This window comes from Succiniclasticum sp., assembly GCF_056977735.1.
Genome location: NZ_DBMCWA010000006.1, coordinates 17,556 through 43,032 on the forward strand (window position 1 = coordinate 17,556; position 25,477 = coordinate 43,032).

Below are 25,477 nucleotides of genomic sequence, written 5' to 3' on the forward strand. Positions count from 1 at the left end.
GGAAAGGGGCATTTTATGAAAAAGTTATTAGTATCCGCATTGGCAGCAACAGTTTTAAGCTTTGGCATTGGCAGTGAAGTAACCATAGCTTCCGCGGCAGAGCCGCAGACGGTAACGAAGAGCAACATCCTGACTATGGCTGCTGTATGGAAACAGACTGCCGCAGAATACCGCGCACTGTATTATCAGGGCTTCAACATCGCACAGAAATATGTGGATGAAGCTGTGGCAAAGAAAAAGAAAAAAGACAAACCGCTGGCGGTTATCACGGACATGGACGATACTGTAGTAATCCATGACCGGTACTGGGCGCACCTGATCGCTAACGGCGAAGAGTTTTTCAATGACCCGGTCTGGGATAAATATATTCCCACCAACAGCCTGCTCCCGGCTCCCGGCGCGCTGGATTTTCTGAACCACTGCAGGGAAAAAGGCGTGGAAGTTTTTTATGTGACCAGCCGCGATCAGGGAGAGGGCACCTATGAAATGGCGCTGGGTAATTTGCAGGCTCTTGGGTTTCCGTATGCAGACAAAGAGCACCTCACGGTATTGGCAGATACTTCCAACAAAGAGCCGCGCCAGAAAGAAATTGCGGAAAAATATAATGTAATTGTTAAGCTGGGCGACAGCCTGAACGATTTCCAGAGAAAGTATTACATCAAAAAAGATTTCGAAGAACGGAATCTTATGACAGCCATGGATAAGGATCTGTTTGGGACAAAATATATTATTATGCCGAATCCTACCGACGGTCATTGGATTGCCGCAATCTTCGGCCAGTCCGAACCGGAAGATTCGGAAGAAAACCGCGCCCTCTGGCAGAAAACAGCGACAAGAAATGCCTGGTAAATAATGAATCAAACAATGATAAGACAGCCCCTGCCGGATCCGGTCCTGCAGGGGCTGAAATTTTAAGAGTTATAATGTCATATGGATTTGTAATGTATTTTTTTTGGACAAAACCGCCAAAACAAAACTCATTCGTTATGTCTGTTTTGGTGAAGCAGGTACGTTAAGTATAAACTGGGCTTGTTCAGTTTTTCCTGCTGCATGCGCAGTAAATCAAGCAACGTGAGATTGTCCAGCAGTTCGTCAATGGTTTCCTGAAGCAGTTTCCAGACTTCGATTGTCGTACAGGTATCGTATTTCGGGCAGGGATTTTGCTGCTGGTCCAGGCAGGGAACGAGGGAAAAATCGCTTTCCATTGATCTCACAATTTTTCCTACGGAAAAATTTTCCGGCGTGTCGGCCAGCCGGTAACCGCCGCTTGCTCCTTTTTCGCTGACAACGAAACCGTTTTTGGACAACAAGCTCATAATATGTTCCAGATACTTAACGGAAAAATTCTCATCTTCCGCTATGCGTTTGGCGGATGCACATTCCAGGGTATACCGGTCTGCCAGGTATAACATGACCCGCAGCGCATAACGTCCTTTAGTTGATATTTGCATGGTATCACAGCTTTCCGGTTAATCATCTACTGAAGCGGTAGGTTTTTCAAAAAACGTATTATTCTGAATAAAAATAAGAGATTTCTTATAAGAAATTATATCACAAAAACATCTTTTTTTGCCAACAAATTGAATACAAAATTAAAACAATTTTTGTTTTCTTTTATACTCCTACCTATCACATAGGTAGAAGTATTTTTTGTTGTTTAAGAATGGCGCCAGCAAGATTGTATCGGGAATTTACGGATAAAAATGATAAAAACAATAAAGCAGCTCCGTAATATTTTTTCAGGCATAAAAAAATCCCATACCGGAATAATAGGTTTTTGCGATTTCTGGTGTCTTGCTTTTTTAATACTATCTGATTGAATAAAACCTGAAGATGATAAAGTAGTTGTCCAGAGTGATAAGTGATGAGATTGCAGATGAAAGAAAGGCTGAACATGAAACGCAGAGATTTCTTCAGGCGGGGCCTGCCGTCCTATATCTACAAACTGGGTTCCGGTTTTGTGGAAGAAGCCGGAATCGGAGAAGATAACAGGGAATATTTTGATTCTTTTGAATCAGCCTATCCGTTTCTTTCAGAAGTAAGCATGGATATGCTGTATCAGGCGGCTGCGCAGGTCGGAATCGATCCGACAGGAAAAAGCAAACTGGAACTGGCCAAAGAAGTATATGAAAGAAGAGGGCTTGTATACCATGACGGTTAACGAACTACTAACTTCTGCCCTGGTTCAGTATATGCAGGGAGGCAAAGAGGGGGAACTGGAATATGTAAGCCGTTCCGAGTGTTCCCAACTGGGCTGGTTCTTCTGGCTCAGGAACGTGTCCGGCGTATATGAGATTGAATTAAAAGGGGAAAATCCGGAAAAAAACCGGCAGGGAAGCGGCAGGGAAGAATTTTATGTAAGATATTATCCATCCCTGGACGAAGAGGTGCTGGAAGAATATTCCGTACAGGAACAGGTAATACGGTTTGACAGTACTGTCTTTGATGACAGCGGTATCACCACGGATCTGGAAGAGCATGAAATATGCCCCTGTTGCGGAGTGCCCCGTAAGGAAGCCGGGATAGATGCACAGGATGAACCGGATATTCATCATCATGAAGAGAGCGGTCATGAACACGGCCACGAACATTGTCACGATCACGAACATTGTAATTGCGGCCATACCCATGAGCACACCGGGCCGCTGCGTCGGGCGAAAGGTATTCCTGGTCTGCTGAAAAAGTTTGATATGAATAAAAAACTGTTCGGCATCGGAATGCTGGTGATCACCCTGGATAATTCAGGAAAAACTTTTATGGCGGAATTAAAGACCCGAAAACGTTTTGTTGAAACGGCCAAGGAAGCCATTACCGTCCGGCAGGGCGGGGAGACCGTGGAACTGGTCGAAAAAGGCGGAGTGAACCGGAATGTTCCGGGTTTCGAATTGGCAGAACGGTTTATGGAATTCTTTGGCGGCAGGTTTCTTGCAACGATGGCAAAAGACAAAAAGGCCGTAACCCGTATAATACAAGTGCCGGAAATGGCGTCTGAAACTCTTCGCAAGAGCGACGAAGATTCAGATGTAATCATTCAATATATTTTTACAGAAAAGGAGGGTAAGACATGAACGATACTACAGTTGTACAGGAAAATGAAGAGAGCAAATTCTCGTGGAGCGGCTTTATTGTAGGACTGGTAGTAGGCGGAGCATTATTCCTGTTAACGATCCAGATCGTTAAGGCGTTGATGTTCTCACTGACGGCGGCCTGATTATTGTAAGGAGGAAATGTAAATGGGCGTATCACGTAGAAACTTTTTGAAAGGCCTTGCAGTGGGAGGCACTGCAGGTTATTTTGCAATGGCAGGCGTTACATCCACCGTTATGAAAGACATGTTCCTGCCCGACGAACCGGTTGGCGACGACGATATCGGTGAAATCAAAAGCGTAAAGGTTACGCAGGTTTCCGAAACCAGCTGGTTTGACAATCCGGTTCTGGTTAATGATATGCAGAAAGCCGGCGGCCTTCTGGTCAACCAGTACATCATTCCCTGGACCCACGAAGGCGTAAAAGTCGGTTACAACGGAGATAACTCCGGCGGTTACAGCGCCCTGCTGGACATTGAGTTTTTAGACGGTTCCAAAAAGAAGATTCTGTTTGACTGCGGCTGGAACACGGCCTGGATGGACGAATGCTTCAAACGGGAAGGCGTCGATAAGATGCTGGAAAACCATGAAATTGACCTGATGTATGTAACCCATGAGCATTTTGATCATTACTGGGGGATTGAGTCTGTATTGAAGCATCATCAGGACATTCCTGTGGCTGTGCCGAAAGGTTTTTATCAGGAAGGCTTTGATTTGCTGAAGGGCAAGCACTTTGATATTGCAAAAGTAAAGAATGACTACCCGCACAAAGGGAACGTGACTGTCCGTGAATCCGGCAAAGTACATCACCTGTACCCCGGCGTAGCGTCAATCACCTTTGACTCTTCCATCATTACACGGGTTAAGGGCGAGCAGGCCCTGGTACTGAACGTTAAGGACAAAGGCCTGGTCGTTATCACCGGTTGCTGCCATATGGGCATCATTTCCCTGCTGCAGGAAGTGCGGCACCGTGTAAAAGGCGGCAAAAAGATTTATGCCATCCAGGGCGGTCTGCACATTTCTCCTTTCGAAGACTGGGATCCTCAGTATGACGACCTTATCAAAGCTATCCCGCACTATGGTATTGAAGTTATGGCCTGCAACCACTGCACCGGTTACCTGACAGCGGAAAAGATGATTAAAGCCGGTCTGCCGGTTGTACAGGGCACAGCGCGGTTCAAGAGCAAAAAGAAACTGTTCCTGGGGAACGGCGACCAGGTTATGTTCGGCTGATGCGGAAAAGGAGGCGCGACAATGATTAGCTTAAAAGACCACATGTGGCTGGAGAGCCGCATTCTGGAAAATAAGATGCAGCAGCCTCTGCGGGGTATCGTGGGAGTGCTGATTTCGTTCATCATGTTTTATGCGCTGTGGTGGATCTTCATGGATGTCCGGGGCATTATGCGCTGGTACACGCCGCAGTACGGTTATATGTATATACGCTGGATCCTGATCGTAGTTATCTGGCAGGCCTACATTTTCAACTTCTGGCCCTTCGCCAAATTCAGGGAAACCGCCCATCCGATTGTTGCGGGTCTTGGCCTGATTGCAGTGAACTTCGCTTTGGTAGGCGCGGTTATCTGGGGCTTCTTCTACAATTTCCTGGGCAAGTTCTCCATTCCGTACCTGAGTGTTGACGGCCTGACAAAATTAGGCATGACTCAGTTTTATGCCCGTGAGTATTCATCTCTGGCAATCCTGATGTTCGCGGCCATCGCTTCCTGGCTGAGCCCCATCGTGCCGGTGTGCTTTAACAACCAGCCCTGGCACAACATGAAACAGCCGGCCCGGGGTATAACCGTATTCCTGGTAACCCTGTTCGCTTCGGTACTGTGTTTCTTCTGCCTGATGCATCCCCATTACCATGTACTGTTCTGGCCCTGGCAGGAATACGCTGCGGCATATCCCTGGTGGTTCAATTTTGCCCATACCTTACACGGCAACTTCAACGTGGGCTGGGTAATGTGCGGTACGGTAGCCATCTGGCTGCTGGAAGTGACCTTTGACCGGTATCCTTTCGCGATGATTAAAAACAAGATTGTCCGCGGCATTGTCGGTTTCTTCGGGGTTCTGGCCTTTGCGCTGCTGATATTCTTCGCATTCAACTTTATCCAGGATCTGTCTTGGGGTCCTGCCGTCGACGGCGCAAAACGTATCTACGCGCCTGACTGGCGTTATCTGCACAGCGGTGAATTGGCAATCATGATGCTGATTCCGGCTATGATACTGAATTTCTACTTTGACAATGGCCCGAAAAAATACGGCACGGCTGTTAACATCGCCCTGCGCATGCTGATCATCCTGGTCGGTATGGGCGTGTTCCACTTCCTGTATTACAAATTCAGCCCCGGCTTATTAGGGACCCAGGCGGGTTATTCCCATCCGCAGCAGTTCCCCATGGCTCCCGGCATCCTGTTCATCTGCTGCATGCTGTTCCATAACTGGTTTATGGACTTCTGGCCCGGCAAAAAGCGGGTCGGCCATGTGGAAACCATGCTGGACGAAGACGGCGACGAAATCGGTAAAGAAAAAGAAACTGAAACCGGTTTTGTTCCCGGCAATCTGGCAGGGGCTTACTGTGAAACAACACAGCCTTCCGCAGTGCACGGCAAACCGGCGACAGCCATGTATAAGCATGTTGAATAAAGAATGGATTAAAGGAAGTCATTCTGACAAAGCATTTTCTGCTTAAGGAAATGACACCCTGGGCTTCGTAAGAAGCTTTCCTATATCAATCTGTAGTTGCGAACCGGTGCGCGGGGCCATACCTCCGGAAGTATGGCCCCGTTCCCGGCAAGCAGAATGTAAGCCGTCAGGCGCGAAGCCTGAAAAGAAGGTGTTATTGTGGGAATCGGTTTAGGTGAATTTGTAATCGTTTTGTTAGTGGCGTTTATCGTCGTCGGCCCGGAAGACCTGCCTAAAGTTGCCAGAACGCTGGCGCGCTGGGTCAAAACGGCCAGAAAGACGATGAAAGACATCAGCGGATCTTTTGAAGAGAATCTGGAAAAAGAGGATTTTATCCAGGCAAAAGACACCCTGACAAGCGATTTTAAACAGGCAAATTCGGAGTTGGCACGGATTCAGCAGCAGGTTCTGGAAAATGCCAGACGGGAAGAAGCTGCAGCAGATTTAAAAAATTAGCTTCAGACAGCGAATGTAGTGTAAGAGCGTTGAAAGCACGTGGATTTTCATAACAGAATCTTTATAACTGTGTAATTGACTGCCTGGGGTGTGGCAGCGATGACAGCGATAGGACTGTCGGAATAAATGTAAATTTCATGTATCAGTCAAAAAGAAAGAAGGCATATCATGAGATTAGGAACTACAGAGATTTTACTGATTTTGGTCATTGCGCTGGTTGTATTTGGTTCCAGCCGGTTAAGCGGTGTAGGCAAAGCGCTGGGAACCAGTATCCGTGAATTCAAGGAGGAAGTGAAGAGCACCGGTAATGCTGAAGGTGGTGAAGGCAATGTCGGAAAACCGGCAGGCAAATGATCTGGTGGCAGCCGGTCCCGAAACCCGGGAAGCTGCGGAGCAGGAAGGCCAGGGCACGCTGAAAGAACATTTTCAGGAGCTCCGGAAGCGCCTGCTGTATTGCTTCATCGTCGTGACGGTTGCGTTTTTTGTGATTGCCACCTGTTTTGCGGAACCCCTGGTACAGCTGATTTCTGTCCCCATCAAGGCAAAAGGAATAGAGTTTGTTTATGTAGGTCTGGCGGAAGCGCTGACGGCCCAGCTGCAGGTTTCTTTTATAGCAGCGATGATTGCGGCTTCCCCGTTCATCTTTTACCAGGTCTGGGGATTCATCGAGCCTGCGTTATACGACAACGAAAAAAGAGCGCTGCTTGTGTTTATGGGATGTTCCGTACTGCTGTTCCTGACAGGGATTTGTTTCGGATACGGTGTGGTCTTCCTTTCGGCAATTAACTTTTTTGTCTTTACCGGAGCCGGTATCGCGACACCGATGTTATCCATAAGCCAGTACGTGGGTTTTATGTTTACTTTCGTGCTCTCATTCGGGATTGTGTTTGAAATGCCAATCGTAACATATGTGTTATGCCGGATTGGCATTGTGACACCGGACCAGCTGACCGCATTGCGTAAATACATTATCTTCTGTATTTTTATCGTGGCCGCGTTTCTGACGCCGCCGGACGTGTTGTCCCAGGTCCTGATGGCCCTGCCCATGATTGTATTATATGAAGTGGGAATCATTGTCGCCAAACTGACCTGCGGGAAAAAATCCGCGGCGGAAGCATAAAAGATTATATGGGAGAAAAACTGATACCTCCTCCTCTACGGAACAGGCAATCGGGGCAGGAGCAACCCCGATTGCCTGTTTCTGTTACAGGGGGAAGGCAGTAATGTTAAATAGGAATTGCTGATCAAATTCTGATGTCAACGGAGAGAAAAAAGATTATAATGAACCTGATAAACGTAATCGGTATATTATATCTGACTGAATGAAGCATTGCCCTGCGTATGGTTTTTAACAGGAAATACTTAGTGGGCCGATTTTCTGCGTCCTGACATCAGAAGGAGGACTGTTTTGAAAAAGTTATTGCTGATCGACACTACACAGCAGCATAAAGAAATCATCAGGGATACGCTGGCTGTGGAGTTTGATGTAATTGTAGTGAATAACGGGGTGGAGGGTTTGTCCGTACTGGATGCCAATCCATCTGTTTCCGTTGTGGTGCTGGTGTTTCCCATGGTGGGACTGAACGGACCGGAAACGCTTCAGACGATCCGCTCGGATCCCCGGTTCAAACACATGGCTGTAGTCGTTGTGGAAAGCGGCCGGGTTTCGGATGAAATCCTGGACCTGACGGCAGGCGCGGACGATGTGATCCATATTCCCTGTGATCCTGAACTCCTGCTGGCAAAAATCCGGAACGTGGTAACCAACCGGGAACTGTTGCTGACGACCCAAAGCCGCTACGGTATGCAGAGTAATATCCTGGATGAAACGGATACGGCGATTTATGTTGTGGATGCGATCAACTATAACCTGTATTACGTTAATCATGCGGCTTCCAAATTGATGGGCTGCAGTTTTCAGAATTACTCCGGGAAAAAATGCTATAAATATTTAATGGGGAAAAACGAGCCCTGTGAATTTTGCAAGGTTGCCATTGCCCATACCAATCAGAATACTGCGGAAATGTATCTGCCCCATAAAGACTGCACTGTAAAGGTGAGAGTGCGGATGATGGAATGGATGGGGCGTCCTTCCTATATCCTGTATGAAGAAGATATCACAGAACAGAAAAAGACCTATGAGCTGGCGGAAAAGCGGTACCAGCAGGAGCTGCAGCGCAGGAGCCGCGTCAATCTTGATTTTATGGCCTACCTGCTGATGAACGTGACCAAAGGGACGGTTCTGGAACACGATCCCCACGGTTTCCCTGTTCCCACTATCGCGCCCGGGCATCCCATCAGCGATTTTATCGAGCACGTACTGCCTACGGTCATCGACTTTGACAAGCGCCGGGAGTTTGCGGACTTGCTCAGGCTGGAAAATATGCGTAAGGCCTACGAAGAAGGGAACAAGTTCCTGTCCATTGATTATCGCAGGTACAGCCGGCAGGATAACATTATTATGTGGGCCCGCTCCACGATCCAGCTGATGAAAGATCCGCAATCCGGTGAGCTGACCGCTTTCCTGTACACCTATGATATTAATGAAATGCGGATGATCCAGGAGACCATACAGGCTGCTGCGCGGTATGACTACGATATCCTGGCGCATATAAACCTGATTACGGAAACTATCAAGTGCTATGCGCAGAATAAAAGAAGACTGGACCGTTTCCTGAAAAAGGAATATCCGTACAGTCAGACGATGCAGCGTTACATAAGCAAATATGTTTTAAAGGAAGAGCGGCTGGAAACACTGGAAAAAGTCACAGTTCCTGTCATCAGTAAGGAGCTGCAGGATAAAGATATTTACGAGATTATTGTAAAAGTTAAGGAACACGGACAGTTCCGGCAGAAAAAGGTTCGGTTTGCCAATTATGACAAAAAATACGGCATGATCTTTTTGTCTGTTGTGGATATAACAGATGTGCTGGAGCACGAAGCCCGGCAGAATGATAACCTGATTGCGGAATTAAACGCGAAAAATGAGGAAAACAGGCGCAAGACAGATTTTCTGCGAGCCGTAAGTGAGGAAATGAAGGTATCCCTTAATACGGTCATGGGTATGACGGATATTGCGGAAGAAGACATACGCAATGAGAAGATGGTGAAACAGAGCCTCCAGTCAATCAGGAAATCAACGGAACACATTGTAAACATAGTGAATGACATGGTGGACCTGAGCCGCATTGAAAGTGGAACCATTTCTTTAAAAAACGAATTTTGTGACATCGATGCAAGTACAGAGCTGCTGCGAAAACATTTAAAACCGCTGCTGGCAACGAAAAATCAGAAACTGTCTGTGGAAAAACAGGCTTACCATACCACGTTTTATGCTGACCGTTCTGCTGTTCAGAAAATTATGGCGAACCTTCTGGAATATGTTTCCAAGGTGACACCTTCCAAAGGAGTTATCAGGCTGAAGATTTTTGAACTTCCCAGCCTGAAGAACGGTTTTGTCCACTACCGTTTTTCCCTGCAGTCCGAACAGGCGGCCGTGAGCGAGGAAGATGTGCGGAACCGTATGGAAGCCTTTGCCTGGCTGGAGCGCAGCAACGGAGTCCTGCGCAGTGAGTCGGGGATGGGACTTTCCATATCCAAAGGTCTTGCCGCGGCATATCAGGGTACTTTAGATGTAAAATGCTTAGCCGAAGCAGGTCTGGAATTTATAACGGAGATGCATTTCCCGTTTGCCGCTGCGGAACCGGAACGTGAAAAAACAGCATCCATCAGCGCCCGGAGCAATCTTGAACTGCAGGATGTCAGGGCTTTGATTGCCGAGGATAAACTGGTAAGTATTCTGGTGGCCAGAAAACTGATGGCAAGCAAAGGAGTCAAAGCTGATTATGTTAAAAACGGTAAAATAGCGTTCCAGAAGTTTATGGAATCTGAAAAAGGGTTCTATAATCTTATCATTTTGGACCTGCACATGCCGGAGGCTGACGGGTATGCAGCTGCCCAGATGATACGGGCCTGTGACCATCCGCAGGCGAAAACCGTTCCTATCATTGCCATGTCCAGCAACCTGGCGGAAGATAATGAAGGAAAATGCCTTGCTGCGGGAATGAATGCATTCATTCCCAAGCCGATTAAAGGAGATAAACTGCTGAAGTTGATCCTTTCTGTCATCCGGAATTCATAACAGGTAATTCTTAATATTTTTTGAAGGGTGTGTGTATTATGTTAGCGGACTTGTGGGCAACGTTTCAAAAAGGCGGATACGTGATGTATCCGATTCTGATCTGTTCGATTTTCAGTGTTGCGCTGGCGGCAGAGCGGATTATGTATTACAGTCACTGTGATACGGAGAATTCTTTCCTGGCAAAGCTGGAGGCGTTGCTGCGGTTGCCGGAAAAAGAAGTGTCCGAACAGGTCAGGCAGGCAGAAGGCGACTGTGCCAGGCTGACAGAGTATTACCTGACGCACAAAGGGGCCGGTATCGCCGGTGTGGAAACCCAGGCCAATATGATGCTGGATTCTTACAGCGACCATCTTGTGTTTTTAAACATGATTGTAACCGTGTCACCCCTGCTGGGGTTGTTAGGTACCATAATAGGCATGATCAACTCCTTCAAGGTGTTTGATTTGCGCGCGGGACAACCTTTTGCGATTACGGCTGGGATAGGCGAAGCGCTGATTGCAACCGCTTTCGGTCTGATTGTAGCCATTATTGCCTTAGCGTTATATGGTTTCCTGAAATACCGCTCCACAGTTCTGGCCAAAAAGATAACGAAATGCTGTGCTGCATTGGAACTTCATGAAAATGGTGGTGAAGCCCGATGAGATTAAAGAAATCTTCGGATGAAATGCCGTCGATCATAGTGATTCCTATGATCGATATTATGTTTTTCCTGTTAGTCTTTTTCATGCTGAGCACCATGTACATGACAAATCTGAAAACGGTGCAGGTGAAACTGGCGGATCTCTCCGGCAGCAAGATCACCCAGGAAATTTCTTTTGCGGTTACGGTCAATGAACAGGGAGACGCATTTATCGGGGACACAAAAGTTGATATGAAAACGCTGAAAAAATATGCGGAAGACGAAATGGCGCGTAATCCCAATGCGATGATTGTGCTCCGGACGGATACGCACAGCCATTACGGTCAGTTTTCCGCAGTGCTGGACGCTTTGAAACAGGCCGGCGTTTCTCAGATTGGCATCGCTTCCGATGCAGGTGAGTAATGATGATGCAGATAAAACACCGGTTTCTGGCTGCTTTTCTGATTTCATTTATTTTACACGGGATTGTTCTTTCCGGCAGTATCTTATATGCCAGCCGCTATCCGCTTGGTGAAACCTCTGACGAGATTTATGAGGCCAGCGACGTGGTGGAGGGACTGGCAGAAAAGACCCCTGAAAAAGTGGAAAGGCAAAACATCCAGAAGGGCAAAAAATATATAAGCAGTATTACCCTTGTCATCCTTGACCGTGACCAGGTGAAAAAAGTGGATTCCCGTACCCGGCATGTTGCCAGCCAGATTCAGGATGAAAAACTGAAAAAGGAAGGAAAGAGTGTTCCCATCAGCAAGAATCCGGCCACGAAGCCGAAACTGGTTTCCTTCAGCCCGGTACCCTATCCGGCGGAAGCCAACGGCGCGGCGGGAACGGTTATCGTATGCTTCTTGGTGAGCTATGACGGAAGACCGGAGTACGCATCCACTGCGGAATCTTCCGGGAACCGCTTTCTAGACGCGGCGGCGGTAGAGCATTGCATTTCCTGGCGCTTTACTCCTGCCAGGGATGATAAAGGACGTCTGGTACGCTGTCTGGTTTATATTCCGGTTACGGTAAAACCGTAGGTGTTGCCGCCCGCAGGCCGCAAGGTATTAAGGAGCGAATTTAATCAGCGCTCCGTAAGAGATATAACGGGTTGTTATGAATGATTGTGCTATTTTCCCTGCCGGACTTGACAAGAATGTTATAATAGTTATGGAAAAAGCGGATGATGGCCAATCCGCTTTCTGTTATCTTGTAGAAAACCGTCGAAGCGATTCGGCGGTTTCTTCTGTTTTACGAACAGTTCTTTATTTGCTGATGTATTCAAATGTATCGGCGTTGCGGGCCCGGGATGCAGGCGTGATGTCTGCCTTAGCGTAAAGCAACGATGTTTTGCGACTGTTTTATCTGTATTTATTTGAGGGGGATGTAACATGATGAAACGTATTTTTGTATTTTTTCTGTTATTGCTTTTGTCTGTTGCCGGCGTTTCAGGCTGCGGTAATTCCGGTAGCGGCGCCGGGAAAAAGGACGGGGCGCCGGGAACGGGCGCGCCGAAGCTGAAAATCGTGGCCACGATTTTCCCGGAATACAGCTGGACGAAAGAGATTTTGGGGAAAGAAGCAGCCGGGGCGGAGCTTGCGATGCTTTCCAAAAAGGGTGTGGACATGCACAGCTACCAGCCCAGCGCGGACGACATCATTAAGATTGCCAATTGCGATCTGTTCATTTATGTAGGCGGCGAATCGGATAAATGGGTGGACAAGGCGCTGAAGGAAGGCGGCAACCCGAAACGGAAGACCATCAACCTGATGAAACTGCTGGGGAACCGGGTCAAAGCGGAAGAAGAAGTGGAAGGCATGGAGAAGCACGACCACCACGAACATGATAAGGACAAGCATGAACACGATAAGGACAAGCATGACCATGATAAAGGCGGGCATCATCACGACGAGGAAGAGTACGATGAACACGTATGGCTGTCGCTGAAAAACGCGGACATCATCTGCAGAGCTATAGCGGATCATATGGCAGCGCTGGATCCGAAAAACGCGGAAACTTACCGGGCCAATTATACAGACTACAGTAAAAAGCTGACGGCTCTGGACGGAAAATACAAAGAAACTGTAACGAAAGCGCCGGTTAAAGTAGTACTCTTCGGCGACCGTTTCCCGTTCCGTTACCTTACCGATGATTACGGCCTGAAGTATTATGCGGCGTTTAAAGGCTGTTCAGCGGAAACGGAAGCCAGCTTTGAAACCGTTGCGTTTCTGGCGAAGAAGATGGACGAGCTGAAACTGCCTGCGGTCCTGACCATTGAGGGCCGGCAGCACAAGCTGGCGCAGACTATCGTGGAAAATACGAAGACAAAGAACCAGAAGATTCTGACGCTGCACTCCATGCAATCCGTAGCGGAAGAAGAAATGAAGAAAGGCGTCACCTATCTTTCTTTTATGGAAGAGAATCTGAAAGTTTTGCAGGAAGCGCTGCAGGCAAAATAGCGCGATGGCCTGAAAAGGTGTTGCCGGTTGAAACGCTCTGCGATTTGATATGTGGCGATTGTTTTGATTACAGTAAGTATGGCGCTTATGAAAAAAAGTATTCCCATTTCCGAATGCAGAGTTCAGAGGAAAATGAAATGGAAGTTCAAATCAGTTGTGATAATCTAAAATTAGGATATGGTGCCGGCATTCTGGTGGACGGTCTGTCTTTTTCTGTAGGAAAAGGCGATTACCTGTGTATCGTTGGAGAGAACGGAACGGGCAAAAGTACGCTGCTGCGCACCCTGTTGGGGTTGCAGAAACCGCTGGCCGGCAAGATTATGTTTGGCGGCGACCTGCAGCAAAGCGAGATCGGATACCTGCCCCAGCAGACTTTCGTGCAGCGTGATTTTCCCGCTTCCGTGTGGGAAGCAGTCCTTTCCGGCTGCCAGGGGCGCTGCGGCCTGCGCCCTTTCTATAACCGGGAAGAAAAGCAAATCGCGTTACGGGCGATGGAGCAGTTGGAAATAACACCGCTGGCGCAAACCTGTTACCGGGATCTTTCCGGCGGGCAGCAGCAGCGGGTATTGCTTGCCCGGGCCCTGTGCGCTTCGGATAAAATGCTGGTACTGGATGAGCCGGTTTCGGGACTGGACCCCAAAATGGCAGAGACGATGTACCGACTGGTGGAGCGCATCAACCGGGAGAGAGGAATTACCGTTATCATGATTTCCCACGATGTTCAGGAAGCGATCCCGTATGCCACGCACATCCTCCATATGGGCAGGGAATACTTCTTCGGCACGGCGGAGGAATACCGCAAGTCGGAATTCGGGACAGCGTTTCTGCCGGGACATGAATCACTTGCTTAACATTAACAGTCGTCTGGCCGGGACATAGGCAAGGCGTTCTGGCCGTTTATAATCAGGTTGATTTTTTAAGAAACCGGATGCGTAGTGTGAAAGATAATGCTTTCGTTACTGTTTGTGCCGCCATCCAAGGGCGGGGAATGGAAATTAAGATGTCAGACAAACTGATCATGTATTTGCAATATCCCTTTGTGGTCAACGCCCTGATCGTGGGGGTGCTGATTGCCCTGTGTTCCTCCATGCTGGGGGTGACGCTGGTGCTGAAACGCTATTCCTTTATCGGGGACGGCCTGTCCCATGTGGCCTTTGGGGCCATGGCCGTGGCGGCGGTGGCGGGTTTTACCGATGATATGCCCTTTATCCTGCTGGTTACGGTGGCCTTTGCCATCTTGCTGCTGCGCACGGGACAAAACGCGAAGATCAAGGGGGATGCGGCCATTGCCATGATTTCCGTGGGAGCGCTGGCCGTGGGTTATCTTCTGATGAATGTATTCTCTTCCTCTGCCAATGTTTCCGGCGACGTCTGCACCACCCTGTTCGGTTCCACTTCGATTTTAACGCTGACAAAGATGCAGGTAGGGATGTGCGGCGTGCTGTCCGCTGTCGTCATAGGCGTTTTCATTTTGTTTTACCATAAAATTTTTGCCGTAACCTTTGATGAAAATTTTGCCAGAGCGACAGGTACGCCGGTAGACGCCTATAACCTGCTGCTGGCGGTACTGATTGCGGTGATCATTGTGCTGGCTATGAACCTGGTGGGCTCGCTGCTAATCTCTGCGCTGGTCATCTTTCCGGCCCTGTCGGCCATGCGCATTTTTAACAGTTTTAAATCGGTGATCCTCTGCTCGGCTGTATTTTCCGTGGTCTGTGCCTTTGTAGGAATCGTTTTGTCCATACTGGCAGGCACGCCGGTGGGGGCGACCGTCGTTATGATCGACATGCTGGCGTTTGGCGCGTTTTACGCTATAGGCTCTTTAAAAAGCTGCGGGCGTTAAAGATGAATGTTGTTAAATCATGAGACTAATTTCAGCAGTTACACTACATTTCAGGAGGTACGAATATGAAAGATAACACAGCGCGCTTTTTTTCCGTTCTGCTTATCTGGTTTTTACTGCCCCTCCTGTTTATTGGCTGCGGGGGAAGCGACAGCGATAAAAAGGCAGGCAGTTTCGTTCCTCCTAAACAAAACAGCGTGGATGCGGTGCTGCAACAGAAAATGGCTGAAGTAGACAAGAAAAACGCAAATGAAAACAAAGGGAAAGAAGCTGCTGATAGACAGACAGCTGCCGGCGGGAAGGCAACCGGAGAAGCTTCAGGTATACAAAATAAACAGGGCGCCGGCGCGCCTGTCAGCGCCCAAAAGATGAAGGAACTGGAAAAAAATACGGTCCGCCATGACGTGTATGATTTGCATCCCACTTATACGAAGGCGGATTACGATTTCAGCCGGATGGATAAAACCATGATGTATACCCAGATTTACAACATGCTGAAGGAACCGGATAAATATAAAGGGAAAGTCGTCCGCATGCAGGGAACCTTCGGCCATTATTATGACGAAAAAACAGGAAAGCATTATTACGGCTGTGTGGTCATGGACGCAACGGCCTGCTGCTCTACCGGCATGGAATTTTCTAGGAAGGGCAGGCACAACTATCCGGAGAATTATCCGAAACTGGATGAGCCGATCATCGTGACCGGCCGGTTTTCTTCCTACAAGGAAGGGAAGGAACTTTTCTGCGAACTGGCGGATGCGGAAATAGAAAAAATGTGGTAAAATATTATCACAGAAACCTGAGCGTAGTTCCTGTAATACGTATTTGTAAAGGAGGAAGTATTGTGAAGAAATTTTTGATGGTTGTGATGGCCATGCTGCTGTCCCTGTCTATAGTCGCGGGCTGCGGCGGAGGCGACAAAAAGGCAGAGCTGATCAAAGGCCTCAAAACGGAAATCGGCACCATGCTGGGCAACGTGGATAAACTGGCAGCCGATGAACTGAAGGGCGATGCAGCCAAGAAGGCGACGGAAGGTTTCAAAGGCCTGATGGACAAGATTGCCAAGCTGAAAGAAGCAGCAAAAGGCAATGCAGCTGCGGAAAAAGACGTAGCCGACCTGATGGGCAAGGCCACCGGGTTATCTGAAAAGATCAGCCGTGGTCTGGCTGCAGGCAATCTGAACATTGATCCCAAGACTTTCAAGCTGGAAGACATGGAAAAGAACGGCTGGGTAGCAATCAAAGATGCAGCCGGCAAAATCACCGGTTACTATGACCCGAAAGATGTGGTAACGGACGACCTGGGCAAAAAAGCTTATGCCTGGATCATGAAGATTGGTGAAGGCGGAAAGGCTCTGGGTTTTGAAAACGTAGCCTTTGACTATGCCAACGGCAAGGTTGCCCTGAACAAAGAGGCCATTCTGGAAAACAAAGACGGCGCATTCAGCTTTGCGGCAGCGAAAGAAGCTATCAAATCCTTGGTATGGGGCGACGGTGTGAAAGGTCTGGAAGGGCTGGACCTGAACGGTATTTTTGAAAAACTGAAACCTCAGGGCTGGGATATGAAGAAGCTGGCCGGTGCTGTTGCAGGCGCTGTGGCCGGTGATGCAGCCAAAGCCGGCGATGCTGCCAAGGGCGACAAGGCCGCTATGGTAAAAGACTTTATCGCATTCGCAGACAAAAACGAAGCGACCCTGAAGAAATTAGCGGATTCCATCAACTCCGGAACGGTTGATAAAGCAGCGCTGCTGGATTTAGGCAAAAACGCGCTGGCCGAAATCAAAAAAGCCAATGGAGACCTGAACGGTAAATACGCTGACCTGATGAAACCGGTAGCCAACATCATGCAGATGCAGGAAGACCGTGCCCAGGCCATGATCGACGGTGTGAACGGCAATGCGGCCCGCTTCACGGAAGGCGGCAACATGAAAGCCAAAGTGCTGGAACTGCTGGCACAGTTTAAGAAAGAAAATAATCTGTAATAACGGTGGCTGTGTCGTGAGCCGCTTATGTTACAACCTGATGTAGTGTTAAATGCAAAGTGCAGTGGAGCAATCTGCTGCACTTTTATTTTCGGGCTTTAGCGCCAATACCCGGGTTCAACCGGAGTGGGTAAGTCTTTCGGGTTTTGCTATCTTCTGCAATTTGTGCTATCATTTTACAAAAGGCCAACGTTTGCAAAGCATTTCTATAAATATTTTGATTTGATTCAGGAATCATGGACCCATTGGAAAGGAGACCCTTCTATGTTTATTGCAGACTGTCATTGCGACACACTGAGCGAGCTGTACAAACAAAATAAAAGTTTATATGCGAATGATCTGATGCTGGATGCGGAACGGATCCTGAAAAACGGCGGCGGCCTGCAGTTCATGGCTATGTTCATTCCCACGGAAGTGTTCCGGGCAGGAGCCGGTGCGACGTACACACTGAAGCTGATCGACACGTATCTGCGCGGTCTGAAGGAACTGGAACAAAAAGGCATACAGTCCCATCGGATTTTATCAAAGGAGGATATGGCACAGTTGCCCAATGGACAATTCAATACCCTGCTGGCCATTGAAGAAGGGGGCGCGCTGGACGGCAGCATCGAGGTACTGCGCGTGTATTACGAACTGGGTGTGCGCTGCATGACGCTGGTGTGGAGCAACCGAAACGACATTGCGGACGGCGTGAACGAGGAGTGCAGCAAGAGCGGCCTTACCATGTTCGGACGCCAGGTGGTGGCAGAGATGAACCGGCTGGGCATGGCGGTAGATGTGTCCCACATTTCCACTTACGGTTTCTGGGATGTACTGGAACACAGTACGAAGCCGGTCATCGCTACTCATTCCTGTGCTTACAGCCTGTGCGGCCATCCCCGGAACCTGCGGGACGACCAGTTAAAAGCGCTGGTTCAAAGCGGCGGCTTTGTGGGCATCAACTTTGCGGGGCAGTTTTTGGAAAAAGACTGGAAGGATGCCTGCATCGAAAGCGTGTACCGCCATCTGGCCTATATGATGGACATGATGGGCAGTGACGACTACCTTGGTTTCGGCAGCGATTTTGACGGCATCAGCCATCCGCCGTACAATCTGCAGGGCGTGCAGGATTTTGCGCCGCTGTTTGAGTATTTGGGTACAAAGTTCAGTGACGAAACGATAGAGAAGCTGGCCTATAAGAATTGCGTTGCCTATCTGAAGAAGATTTTATAGGCAATGAATCAGTATTTCCTGTAAACAGTATCTTTGTTTTTCTTCATGAACCTTTCACAGTTTTGTGCCTGCAGATATGCTATACTGTTCTTGTTAAGAGATAGCATCAAAATAGAAAGGCCGCGTGTCTGCGCGTTGTTTCTTGCAGCGCGTTTGCTGCGCAGGCTTTTACAGAAAACGCTATCCGGGAGGAAACATCATGAAAAAAGTTGCCATTATCCGTTGCCTCGATGTAAGCATGCGCTGTGTGGGCGCATCCTGTATGAAATCCTTTAACGAACATACCGTAAAGTTTGAACGGTACGGGGATGAAGAACTGGAACTGTTTGCCAGTCTGACCTGCAACGGCTGCGGGCAGACAGTAGAGAACGATGAGGGGCTGAAGAAAAAGCTGGACCGCCTGGCGGAGGAACCGGTAGATGTGGTTCATTTCAGCAGCTGCACCAACAAAAAGGATAAAGAAAATCCGGAAATGAAGAAACGCTGCCCCTGGGTAGAAAAGATGAAAGACTATCTGGAAAGCAAGGGCGTGGAAGTGGTGTACGGTACGCACCATTAACAATCCCGTTTCATCAGCGTTTCCTTAAAATTTACACAAAGTTTTCAAAAGGGCTGTTGCATTCACGGTGCAGCAGCCTCTTTCCGTTTGGAAAACATAAATTAATATGGTATAATTAAATGTACCGTTGCAGGTACGGGGTATTTGCGGGGAAAGAGACTGAGCCGGCGTGCCGGTACGGGGCGCCGGGCAGGAACGGTTTTTGCCGTAAGTATAAAATGATTACACAAGCAGGAGGCACACATGAACATTATCGTCTGTGTAAAACAAGTGCCGGATACGACCCAGATCCGTCTGAATCCGGAGACCCATACCCTGGTCAGGGATGGTGTGGAAAACATTTTAAATCCTTATGATGCGGAAGCATTGGAAACTGCATTGATCTTAAAAGATAAATACGGCGCGAAGGTAAAGGTGGTTACGATGGGACCGCCTCAGGCAAAGGATATCCTGAAGGACGCTATCGCGCTGGGGGCGGATGAAGCCTGTCTGCTCAGCGACAGGGTATTGGGCGGCTCTGACACGCTGGCTACCAGTGTGGCGCTGGCAGCCCTGGTCAAACATCTGGGCGAATACGACCTGATCCTCTGCGGACGTGAAGCCGCTGACGGCTGCACGGCGCAGGTGGGACCGGAAATGGCCGAGCATCTGGGCATTCCCCAAATCACTTCTGCGTTGAAGGTTGAATTTACAGATGGCCGCTTTGTCATTGAACGGGAAACAGAAAACTGGGCAGAGACCCTGGCAGTTCCGGCTCCGGTGCTGGTTACCATGACCCGTGCGGAAAAAGAGCTGCGCTTTGCCAGCATCCGCGGCAAAATGAAAGCCCGCAAGACAGAAATTCCGGTAAAAACTGCCGCAGACCTGGGCCTTGACGATAGCAGCGTAGGGCTGAAAGCATCCCCTACCCGGGTTATCAAAGTGTTCACGCCGGAAGTACATAAAGTGGATACCCAGATCATCAAAGAAGATGATGTGGATGCAGCTGTGGACAAGCTGGTGGAGAAACTCATCGAAGCCGGCGCGATCAAACGCTGAGAGCCGAATCGTGGCAGTAAAAGTTGAAATGACACGCTGCATAGGCTGTGAAAACTGCGCGGCAATCTGCCCGACGGGCGCCATACAGGTAGAAGACGGAAAAGCTTCTGTAAAAGAACAGGACTGTGTGGAATGTTGCGCGTGTATATATGACTGTCCTATGGATGCAATTACTCTTCGTAGGGAGGATTCTGATAATGGCAAAGACTGATAATGCAATCTGGGTAGCAGCCCAAATGGAAAACGGGGAGATCCTTGGCGTAACGTATGAACTGTTAGGGCAGGCCCGCCGCCTGGCCGACACGGTGGGGCAGAATACCGCTGTAATCCTGATCGGAAAAGAGAATAAAGGTCATGCGGAACAGCTGATCGCCCAGGGCGCGGACGTGGTGTACACCGTGCTGGGGGATGAATTTGAAAATTATAATGTGGAACTGTATACGAATGCCATCTGCGAGCTGGCCAAAGAATACGATCCCAACGGGATCATGTTCGGCGCGACCATCGACGGCCGCGATCTGGCTCCCCGCGTGGCCGCCCGGTTAAAGACCGGCCTGTGCGCGGACTGCACGGAAGTAGAAATGGGAGAGAACGGCCTGCTGAAGTGGACCCGTCCGGCTTTGGGCGGCAATCTGATGGGGACCATCGTATGCTCGGATCTGCGTCCCCAGATGGGCTCTGTCCGTCCCAAGATTTTTGCTCCTTTAGAAGCAGATGCTTCCCGCCAGGGTGAAGTAATTGATTACAAAGTTAAGAACAAAGTGGAAAGCAAAGTGGAGATCCTGAAGAAGGAACCGCTTTCCACCGGCGGCAAGCTGAAGATTGAAGACGCGGAAGTGGTATGCGCAGGCGGCCGCGGTTTCGGTGATGCAGAACGCTTCAAGGTACTGGAAGACCTGGCTGCCCTGTTTGAGAAATCCGCAGTGGCCGGTTCCCGTGCGGCAGTGGATGAAAAGTGGGTAGACCATGCGTCCCAGGTAGGCCAGTCCGGCAAGACCATCGCGCCGAAGCTGTATTTTGCCTGTGCGGTATCCGGCGCGCTGCAACATGTTTCCGGCATGAAAGAATCGGAAGTGATCGTTGCCATCAACAAAGATGAAAATGCGCCGATCTTTGAGATAGCTCATTACGGTCTGGTAGGAGATGTGCATGTGGTCATTCCCAAACTGATCGAAAAGATCAAAGCTTACAAAGAATCCTGAGGTGCGGTTCTGTGTGGAAGGTGATTTATATTGCTCCGACACAGGAGCGGGCTGAAAGAATAAAGCAGCAGCTGGCGGACAACGGTTTTCTTTGCCAGTTGAAAGCAGCGGGAACGCACCGTAACGGGAAAGCTTCCCTGATTGAAATTTCAGTGCCGGTTTCAGAAGCGGAAGACGCCTATGAAGTGCTGGCGGAGCATGGCTTTCAGGCATAAAAAACTGTAACGGTGTCAGTCCCTTTTTCAATTTGCGGTAACGGAATATATGGCAAAACAGGAAGAACGTATTTTTAAAAAAGCATATACGGATTTTGACAAACGCCTTGATCAGGAGTTGGAAGAAGAGAAAGAAGAACGGCGCCGGCAGCTTTTGCTGCAGGCGCCGGACTTTAAACTGCTGAATCAGATGGTGGAAAGCAAAGAGTATTCCCGGGAACTGGCTGAGAAGCTGAAAAATGGCGGCCTGTATTATCTGCGGAGCGGGGAAGAAGATACTGCAGAGAAGTTTATGGATCTCTTTAAGAGAACATTGCAGTTACATCCGACTATCCGTGAAGACCTGATTGGGCAGGCAGGATTTCTGGGGTGCATGGCTTTCAAACGGGATATGCCCCGTCTGGGCCGTTTTTGCGGGGAAGCCATTCTGACGGCCATACGTTTATTAGATCAGGAAGAACTGGAAAATATCGAACAGGGTTATCTGCAGTTTAAGAATGTAACGGACACTGCTGTCCGTACCCGGAATGAATGGGACTTCCGGGAAATTGTCTCCGCACTGAATCAGTATTGGAACATTAGCAAAGGGAAAGTCACACCAGGTTTGATTTCAATATTATCTGATTTGCTGTTTGTGGCGGCAGACAGACGTCAGATTAGCGCCTTAAAGATGATTTGCGGGTTAAGCCGCAGTGTTATGCGGCATGAATCGGTGGATTCGGCCATGCGGCAGCATTTTGCTGTGGAATGGAGCAGCATAGCGGCGCAGATGGCCCAACGCGGCTGGGAAGAAGAGTGCCGGTTATTATTGAAACATCTGTGCCTGTTTTTAGGTACAGTACGTGACATAGTATTGGTGAAGAAAGTGCTGACGGATATTTCCGTTCACATACAGATGCAGAGTAAATGGGATGATTTTGAGACGGCGGTCCGGATGTATTATCCCTGCCTGCTGTTTGAACTGGCCATGCTGCAGTGGGGTATGAAGCGATACCACCGGGCTCTGATGACGGAGAAGGTGCTGGAGGTAGAAGCGGAAATCCAAAAGTCCGGTATCTTAGGTCAGGTGGAACGTAAGATGGACTTGCTGGAGGAAAAAGAAAACGCCCTGGATGTAGTCCGTTTCGTCCTGCGCAACGGAAGGGATATGGTGGCAGGCTGCGCGCGTCTGCTGATGAAAGACGAATGGGAAGTGTATGTTTCCTGGCGGCGTGAATGGCTGTCTGCCGTTGCAGGCAAAGAGAAACGCCGGGAACAGGTCCGGCTTTTTATGCAGATGGTGACGGAATTCTGGCACAGTACCCAGCCTTCCCGGAGCCAAAAGCAGTGGAGCTTTATGGAGGAGGTCGTAAAACCTTTCGTATTATCTGACAAGCATCTGGAAGTGATCCGGCTGATTTCGTGATTGTATACAGAATTTTTGGTTGAAGCGGCAGACGCTTCGTGATATAATTAACAAAACTGAATAGCATTACCTTTAAATCGGTCCTGTGAGACTGTAAGGTGACTTAGCATAGTAGTATTTATGGAAGAGAATAAGCCTTCTTGCATCCTGCGGGACGAGAAGGCTTTTTATTTTTGGGAAAACGGGCTGCGTGATGTTTCTGTGTTGCCGGGAAAGGTTTGACAAAGCAACAGGCAGGCGAGCCCGATATCAGACAGGAGGAACTGCAATGGCAAAATCTACTGTGTCCCTGGCAGGCAGGGACGTCCTTGACATGGAGAGCTTCAGCGTCGAGGAGATCAACCTGGTTCTGCAGACGGCTGCGGAAATGAAAAAGATCATGAAACGCGACATCAAAAAAGTGCCGTCCCTGCGGGGCAAATCCATCATCAACCTGTTCTACGAACCCAGCACCCGTACCCGTACGTCCTTTGAGCTGGCGGGCAAATACCTGGGGGCGGACGTGGTCAACATTACGACCTCTTCTTCCAGCGTGGTAAAGGGCGAGTGCCTGCGGGACACCATCCTTACCGTACAGTCCATGTGCTGCGACGCCATTGTCATGCGGCATCCCATTGAAGGCGCTGCCGTGTATGCGGCAGACGTGGCGAAACCGGTCATCATCAACGCCGGCGACGGCGCCCATGCCCATCCCTCTCAGGGTTTTCTGGACATGTTCACCCTGCGGGAAAAGGGGCTGAAAGACTTAAAAGGAAAGAAAATGGTCATCCTGGGCGACATCCTGTACAGCCGGGTGGCCCGTACCAATATCGTTGCCTGGAACAAGATGGGGGCGGATATCCATGTGGCGGGTCCCCGTCCGCTGATGCCCTATGCGGTGGAAAGCCTGGGCGTGACCTATCATAAGCGGATCGAAGAAGCCATCGAAGGCGCGGATGTCATCGACGTGCTGCGGATCCAACTGGAACGGCAGAAGAGCGGCCTCTTCCCGTCGCCCCGTGAATACGCCCGCATCTTCGGACTGAACGAAGCGCGGCTGAAGCTGGCCAAACCGGACTGCGTGGTACTGCATCCCGGTCCCATGAACCGGGGTCTGGAAATTTCCTGGGACGTAGGCTACTGCGACCAGGCTGCTATCCGCGATGAAGTGCAGAACGGCGTGGCCGTTCGTATGGCGCTGTTATTCCTGACACTGACTGGAGGTAAACAAATTGAAGCTGCTAATTAAAAACGGACGGGTAGTAGACCCCTCTCAGAAACTGGATGAAATCTGTGACGTCCTGGTTGAGGACGGCAAAATCGCAAAAATCGGCAGGAACCTGACGGAAAAAGCCGATGAAACCTACGACGCCACCGGTAAAGTGGTAGCGCCCGGTTTCATCGATATGCATACCCACCTCCGGGAACCGGGACTGGAAGCCAAGGAAAGCATCCGCACCGGCACCATGGCGGCGGCGGCCGGCGGTATCACCACCATCGCCTGCATGCCTAACACGAAGCCTGCTATCTCCACTTCCATTGTGGTCAGCGGCATTAAAGAGCGGGCGGCCCGGGAAGGTTATGTGAATGTAGAAGTGATCGGTTCCATCAGCAAGGATGAAGAAGGCAAGGAACTGGCGGAGATGGGCGATATGCTGGAAAAAGGCGCGGTGGCTTTTTCCGACGACGGCCATTATGTGTACAGCAGCCGCCTGTTGATGAACGCGGCAAAATATATGACCAGCTTTGACGCGCCGCTGGTTTCCCACAGTATTGAAAGCGAGCTGAACGCGGACGGCTATATGCACGAAGGCGCAGTCTCTGCGAAGATCGGTGTGCCCGGTGTGCCTTCCGTAGCGGAAGACATCGCGGTAGCCCGGGATGTGCTGGTGGCCGGTTACACCGGGGCCCACATCCATATTGCCCATGTGGCCAGCAAAGGCGCGGCGGATATCATCCGTCAGGCCAAGGCCAAAGGCTATCCGGTAACGGCGGAAGTGACGGTGCATCACCTGACCCTGACCGACGAAGCCTGCCTGGGGTACAGCACGGCGACCCGTGTTTCTCCACCGCTGCGGAGCCAGGACCATGTAGACGCTATGCGGGCTGCCCTGCTGGACGGAACCATTGACATGATCGTAACGGACCACGCCCCCCATGCACCGGAAGAAAAGGATGTGGAATTCCGCAAGGCTCCCAACGGGTTCTGCGGACTGGAAACGGCGGTGGGCGTTGTGTTAACGGAACTGTATCATAAAAACGTGCTGACCCTGGAGCAGGTCATCGACAAGATGAGCTGCAGCCCGGCCCGGATCTTCAAACTGAAGAGCGGCACGTTAAAAGCAGGAGCTCCGGCGGACATCACCGTTCTGGACCTGGATAAAGAATGGACGGTAGACTCCAAAACGTTCTATACGGTTGGAAAAGTTACGCCTTTTGAAGGCAAGCAGTGCAAAGGCAAAGCGGTTGCGACGGTGGTAGCCGGTAAGTTTGTCATGAAAGACGGCAAGCTGTGTGAAAAATAAAACCGTAAACCGGCAAAGATTTTGCAAAATAGCTTGCAGGGTTTGTTTGTCTGAAACCGGAAATTAACCGGA

At 49.5% G+C, this 25,477-nt stretch carries 29 protein-coding genes; 28 read left to right on the forward strand and 1 reads right to left on the reverse strand.

Annotation, left to right across the window (positions count from 1 at the left end; translation table 11 throughout):
* The first annotated feature begins 15 nt into the window (after positions 1–15).
* The gene (locus ACZOWY_RS04505; RefSeq protein ID WP_484393298.1) at positions 16–849 is read left to right on the forward strand and encodes a 5'-nucleotidase, lipoprotein e(P4) family; all 834 of its coding nucleotides are present in this window, start codon (positions 16–18) and stop codon (positions 847–849) included.
* A gap of 128 nt (positions 850–977) precedes the next feature.
* On the opposite strand, the gene ACZOWY_RS04510 is transcribed toward ACZOWY_RS04505, so the two are convergent.
* Positions 978–1,451 (reverse strand): RrF2 family transcriptional regulator, encoded by a 474-nt coding sequence (locus ACZOWY_RS04510; protein WP_484393299.1) that lies wholly within the window; start codon positions 1,449–1,451, stop codon positions 978–980.
* 443 nt (positions 1,452–1,894) lie between these two features.
* Here ACZOWY_RS04510 and ACZOWY_RS04515 point away from each other — a divergent pair, with 443 nt between their 5' ends.
* From ACZOWY_RS04515 to ACZOWY_RS04645, 27 genes are all read left to right on the forward strand, one after another.
* A complete protein-coding gene (locus ACZOWY_RS04515; RefSeq protein ID WP_484393300.1) occupies positions 1,895–2,161 on the forward strand; it encodes a hypothetical protein in 267 nt (88 codons plus the stop codon).
* The gene (locus tag ACZOWY_RS04520; RefSeq protein WP_484393301.1) at positions 2,127–3,068 is read left to right on the forward strand and encodes a hypothetical protein; all 942 of its coding nucleotides are present in this window, start codon (positions 2,127–2,129) and stop codon (positions 3,066–3,068) included. The genes ACZOWY_RS04515 and ACZOWY_RS04520 overlap by 35 nt, the downstream gene beginning before the upstream one ends.
* Complete coding sequence (locus ACZOWY_RS04525; protein WP_484393302.1) at positions 3,065–3,211, forward strand: hypothetical protein; 147 nt, start codon at positions 3,065–3,067, stop codon at positions 3,209–3,211. The genes ACZOWY_RS04520 and ACZOWY_RS04525 overlap by 4 nt, the downstream gene beginning before the upstream one ends.
* A 22-nt stretch (positions 3,212–3,233) precedes the next feature.
* Complete coding sequence (locus tag ACZOWY_RS04530; RefSeq protein ID WP_484393303.1) at positions 3,234–4,319, forward strand: MBL fold metallo-hydrolase; 1,086 nt, start codon at positions 3,234–3,236, stop codon at positions 4,317–4,319.
* Positions 4,320–4,340: 21 nt separating this feature from the next.
* The gene (locus tag ACZOWY_RS04535; RefSeq protein WP_484393304.1) at positions 4,341–5,732 is read left to right on the forward strand and encodes a hypothetical protein; all 1,392 of its coding nucleotides are present in this window, start codon (positions 4,341–4,343) and stop codon (positions 5,730–5,732) included.
* A 198-nt stretch (positions 5,733–5,930) separates the two neighbouring features.
* Positions 5,931–6,227 carry a Sec-independent protein translocase protein TatB gene (tatB, locus tag ACZOWY_RS04540; RefSeq protein WP_484393305.1) on the forward strand — a complete coding sequence of 99 codons (297 nt, stop codon included), beginning with the start codon at positions 5,931–5,933 and terminating at the stop codon, positions 6,225–6,227.
* 168 nt (positions 6,228–6,395) lie between these two features.
* The gene (gene tatA / locus ACZOWY_RS04545) at positions 6,396–6,581 is read left to right on the forward strand and encodes a twin-arginine translocase TatA/TatE family subunit (protein ID WP_093913018.1); all 186 of its coding nucleotides are present in this window, start codon (positions 6,396–6,398) and stop codon (positions 6,579–6,581) included.
* Complete coding sequence (tatC, locus tag ACZOWY_RS04550) at positions 6,556–7,347, forward strand: twin-arginine translocase subunit TatC (RefSeq protein WP_484393306.1); 792 nt, start codon at positions 6,556–6,558, stop codon at positions 7,345–7,347. The genes tatA and tatC overlap by 26 nt, the downstream gene beginning before the upstream one ends.
* A gap of 288 nt (positions 7,348–7,635) precedes the next feature.
* Complete coding sequence (locus ACZOWY_RS04555) at positions 7,636–10,368, forward strand: response regulator (RefSeq protein ID WP_484393307.1); 2,733 nt, start codon at positions 7,636–7,638, stop codon at positions 10,366–10,368.
* Positions 10,369–10,451: 83 nt separating this feature from the next.
* Positions 10,452–11,009 (forward strand): MotA/TolQ/ExbB proton channel family protein, encoded by a 558-nt coding sequence (locus ACZOWY_RS04560; protein WP_484393308.1) that lies wholly within the window; start codon positions 10,452–10,454, stop codon positions 11,007–11,009.
* Complete coding sequence (locus ACZOWY_RS04565) at positions 11,006–11,410, forward strand: ExbD/TolR family protein (RefSeq protein ID WP_484393309.1); 405 nt, start codon at positions 11,006–11,008, stop codon at positions 11,408–11,410. The genes ACZOWY_RS04560 and ACZOWY_RS04565 overlap by 4 nt, the downstream gene beginning before the upstream one ends.
* Positions 11,410–12,027, forward strand: coding sequence for an energy transducer TonB (locus tag ACZOWY_RS04570; protein WP_484393310.1), 618 nt, complete (start codon positions 11,410–11,412; stop codon positions 12,025–12,027). The genes ACZOWY_RS04565 and ACZOWY_RS04570 overlap by 1 nt, the downstream gene beginning before the upstream one ends.
* 130 nt (positions 12,028–12,157) lie before the next feature.
* Complete coding sequence (locus tag ACZOWY_RS04575; protein ID WP_484393311.1) at positions 12,158–12,325, forward strand: hypothetical protein; 168 nt, start codon at positions 12,158–12,160, stop codon at positions 12,323–12,325.
* 53 nt (positions 12,326–12,378) lie between these two features.
* A complete protein-coding gene (locus ACZOWY_RS04580) occupies positions 12,379–13,446 on the forward strand; it encodes a metal ABC transporter substrate-binding protein (protein ID WP_484393312.1) in 1,068 nt (355 codons plus the stop codon).
* A gap of 137 nt (positions 13,447–13,583) precedes the next feature.
* Entirely contained in the window at positions 13,584–14,297 is a 714-nt protein-coding gene (locus ACZOWY_RS04585; protein WP_484393313.1) for a metal ABC transporter ATP-binding protein, read from the forward strand.
* A gap of 149 nt (positions 14,298–14,446) precedes the next feature.
* Positions 14,447–15,289, forward strand: coding sequence for a metal ABC transporter permease (locus tag ACZOWY_RS04590; protein WP_484393504.1), 843 nt, complete (start codon positions 14,447–14,449; stop codon positions 15,287–15,289).
* A gap of 65 nt (positions 15,290–15,354) precedes the next feature.
* Positions 15,355–16,071, forward strand: coding sequence for a hypothetical protein (locus ACZOWY_RS04595; RefSeq protein WP_484393314.1), 717 nt, complete (start codon positions 15,355–15,357; stop codon positions 16,069–16,071).
* 62 nt (positions 16,072–16,133) lie between these two features.
* The gene (locus tag ACZOWY_RS04600; RefSeq protein WP_484393315.1) at positions 16,134–17,270 is read left to right on the forward strand and encodes a hypothetical protein; all 1,137 of its coding nucleotides are present in this window, start codon (positions 16,134–16,136) and stop codon (positions 17,268–17,270) included.
* Between the two features lie 264 nt (positions 17,271–17,534).
* On the forward strand, positions 17,535–18,482 hold the full coding sequence (locus ACZOWY_RS04605) for a dipeptidase (protein WP_484393316.1): 948 nt from the start codon (positions 17,535–17,537) through the stop codon (positions 18,480–18,482).
* Between the two features lie 199 nt (positions 18,483–18,681).
* Positions 18,682–19,041, forward strand: coding sequence for a CGGC domain-containing protein (locus tag ACZOWY_RS04610; RefSeq protein WP_484393317.1), 360 nt, complete (start codon positions 18,682–18,684; stop codon positions 19,039–19,041).
* Between the two features lie 243 nt (positions 19,042–19,284).
* Complete coding sequence (locus tag ACZOWY_RS04615) at positions 19,285–20,079, forward strand: electron transfer flavoprotein subunit beta/FixA family protein (RefSeq protein ID WP_484393318.1); 795 nt, start codon at positions 19,285–19,287, stop codon at positions 20,077–20,079.
* 10 nt (positions 20,080–20,089) lie between these two features.
* Positions 20,090–20,290: a 4Fe-4S binding protein gene (locus ACZOWY_RS04620; RefSeq protein ID WP_484393319.1), complete on the forward strand. Its 201-nt coding sequence runs from the start codon at positions 20,090–20,092 to the stop codon at positions 20,288–20,290.
* Positions 20,277–21,281: an electron transfer flavoprotein subunit alpha/FixB family protein gene (locus ACZOWY_RS04625; protein WP_484393320.1), complete on the forward strand. Its 1,005-nt coding sequence runs from the start codon at positions 20,277–20,279 to the stop codon at positions 21,279–21,281. The genes ACZOWY_RS04620 and ACZOWY_RS04625 overlap by 14 nt, the downstream gene beginning before the upstream one ends.
* 11 nt (positions 21,282–21,292) lie before the next feature.
* On the forward strand, positions 21,293–21,496 hold the full coding sequence (locus tag ACZOWY_RS04630) for a glutamate decarboxylase (protein ID WP_484393321.1): 204 nt from the start codon (positions 21,293–21,295) through the stop codon (positions 21,494–21,496).
* 49 nt (positions 21,497–21,545) lie between these two features.
* Entirely contained in the window at positions 21,546–22,901 is a 1,356-nt protein-coding gene (locus ACZOWY_RS04635) for a hypothetical protein (RefSeq protein WP_484393322.1), read from the forward strand.
* Positions 22,902–23,169: 268 nt separating this feature from the next.
* On the forward strand, positions 23,170–24,129 hold the full coding sequence (locus tag ACZOWY_RS04640) for an aspartate carbamoyltransferase catalytic subunit (RefSeq protein ID WP_484393323.1): 960 nt from the start codon (positions 23,170–23,172) through the stop codon (positions 24,127–24,129).
* Positions 24,113–25,405 (forward strand): dihydroorotase, encoded by a 1,293-nt coding sequence (locus ACZOWY_RS04645; protein WP_484393325.1) that lies wholly within the window; start codon positions 24,113–24,115, stop codon positions 25,403–25,405. Before ACZOWY_RS04640 ends, ACZOWY_RS04645 begins: the two co-directional genes overlap by 17 nt.
* Positions 25,406–25,477 lie beyond the last annotated feature (72 nt).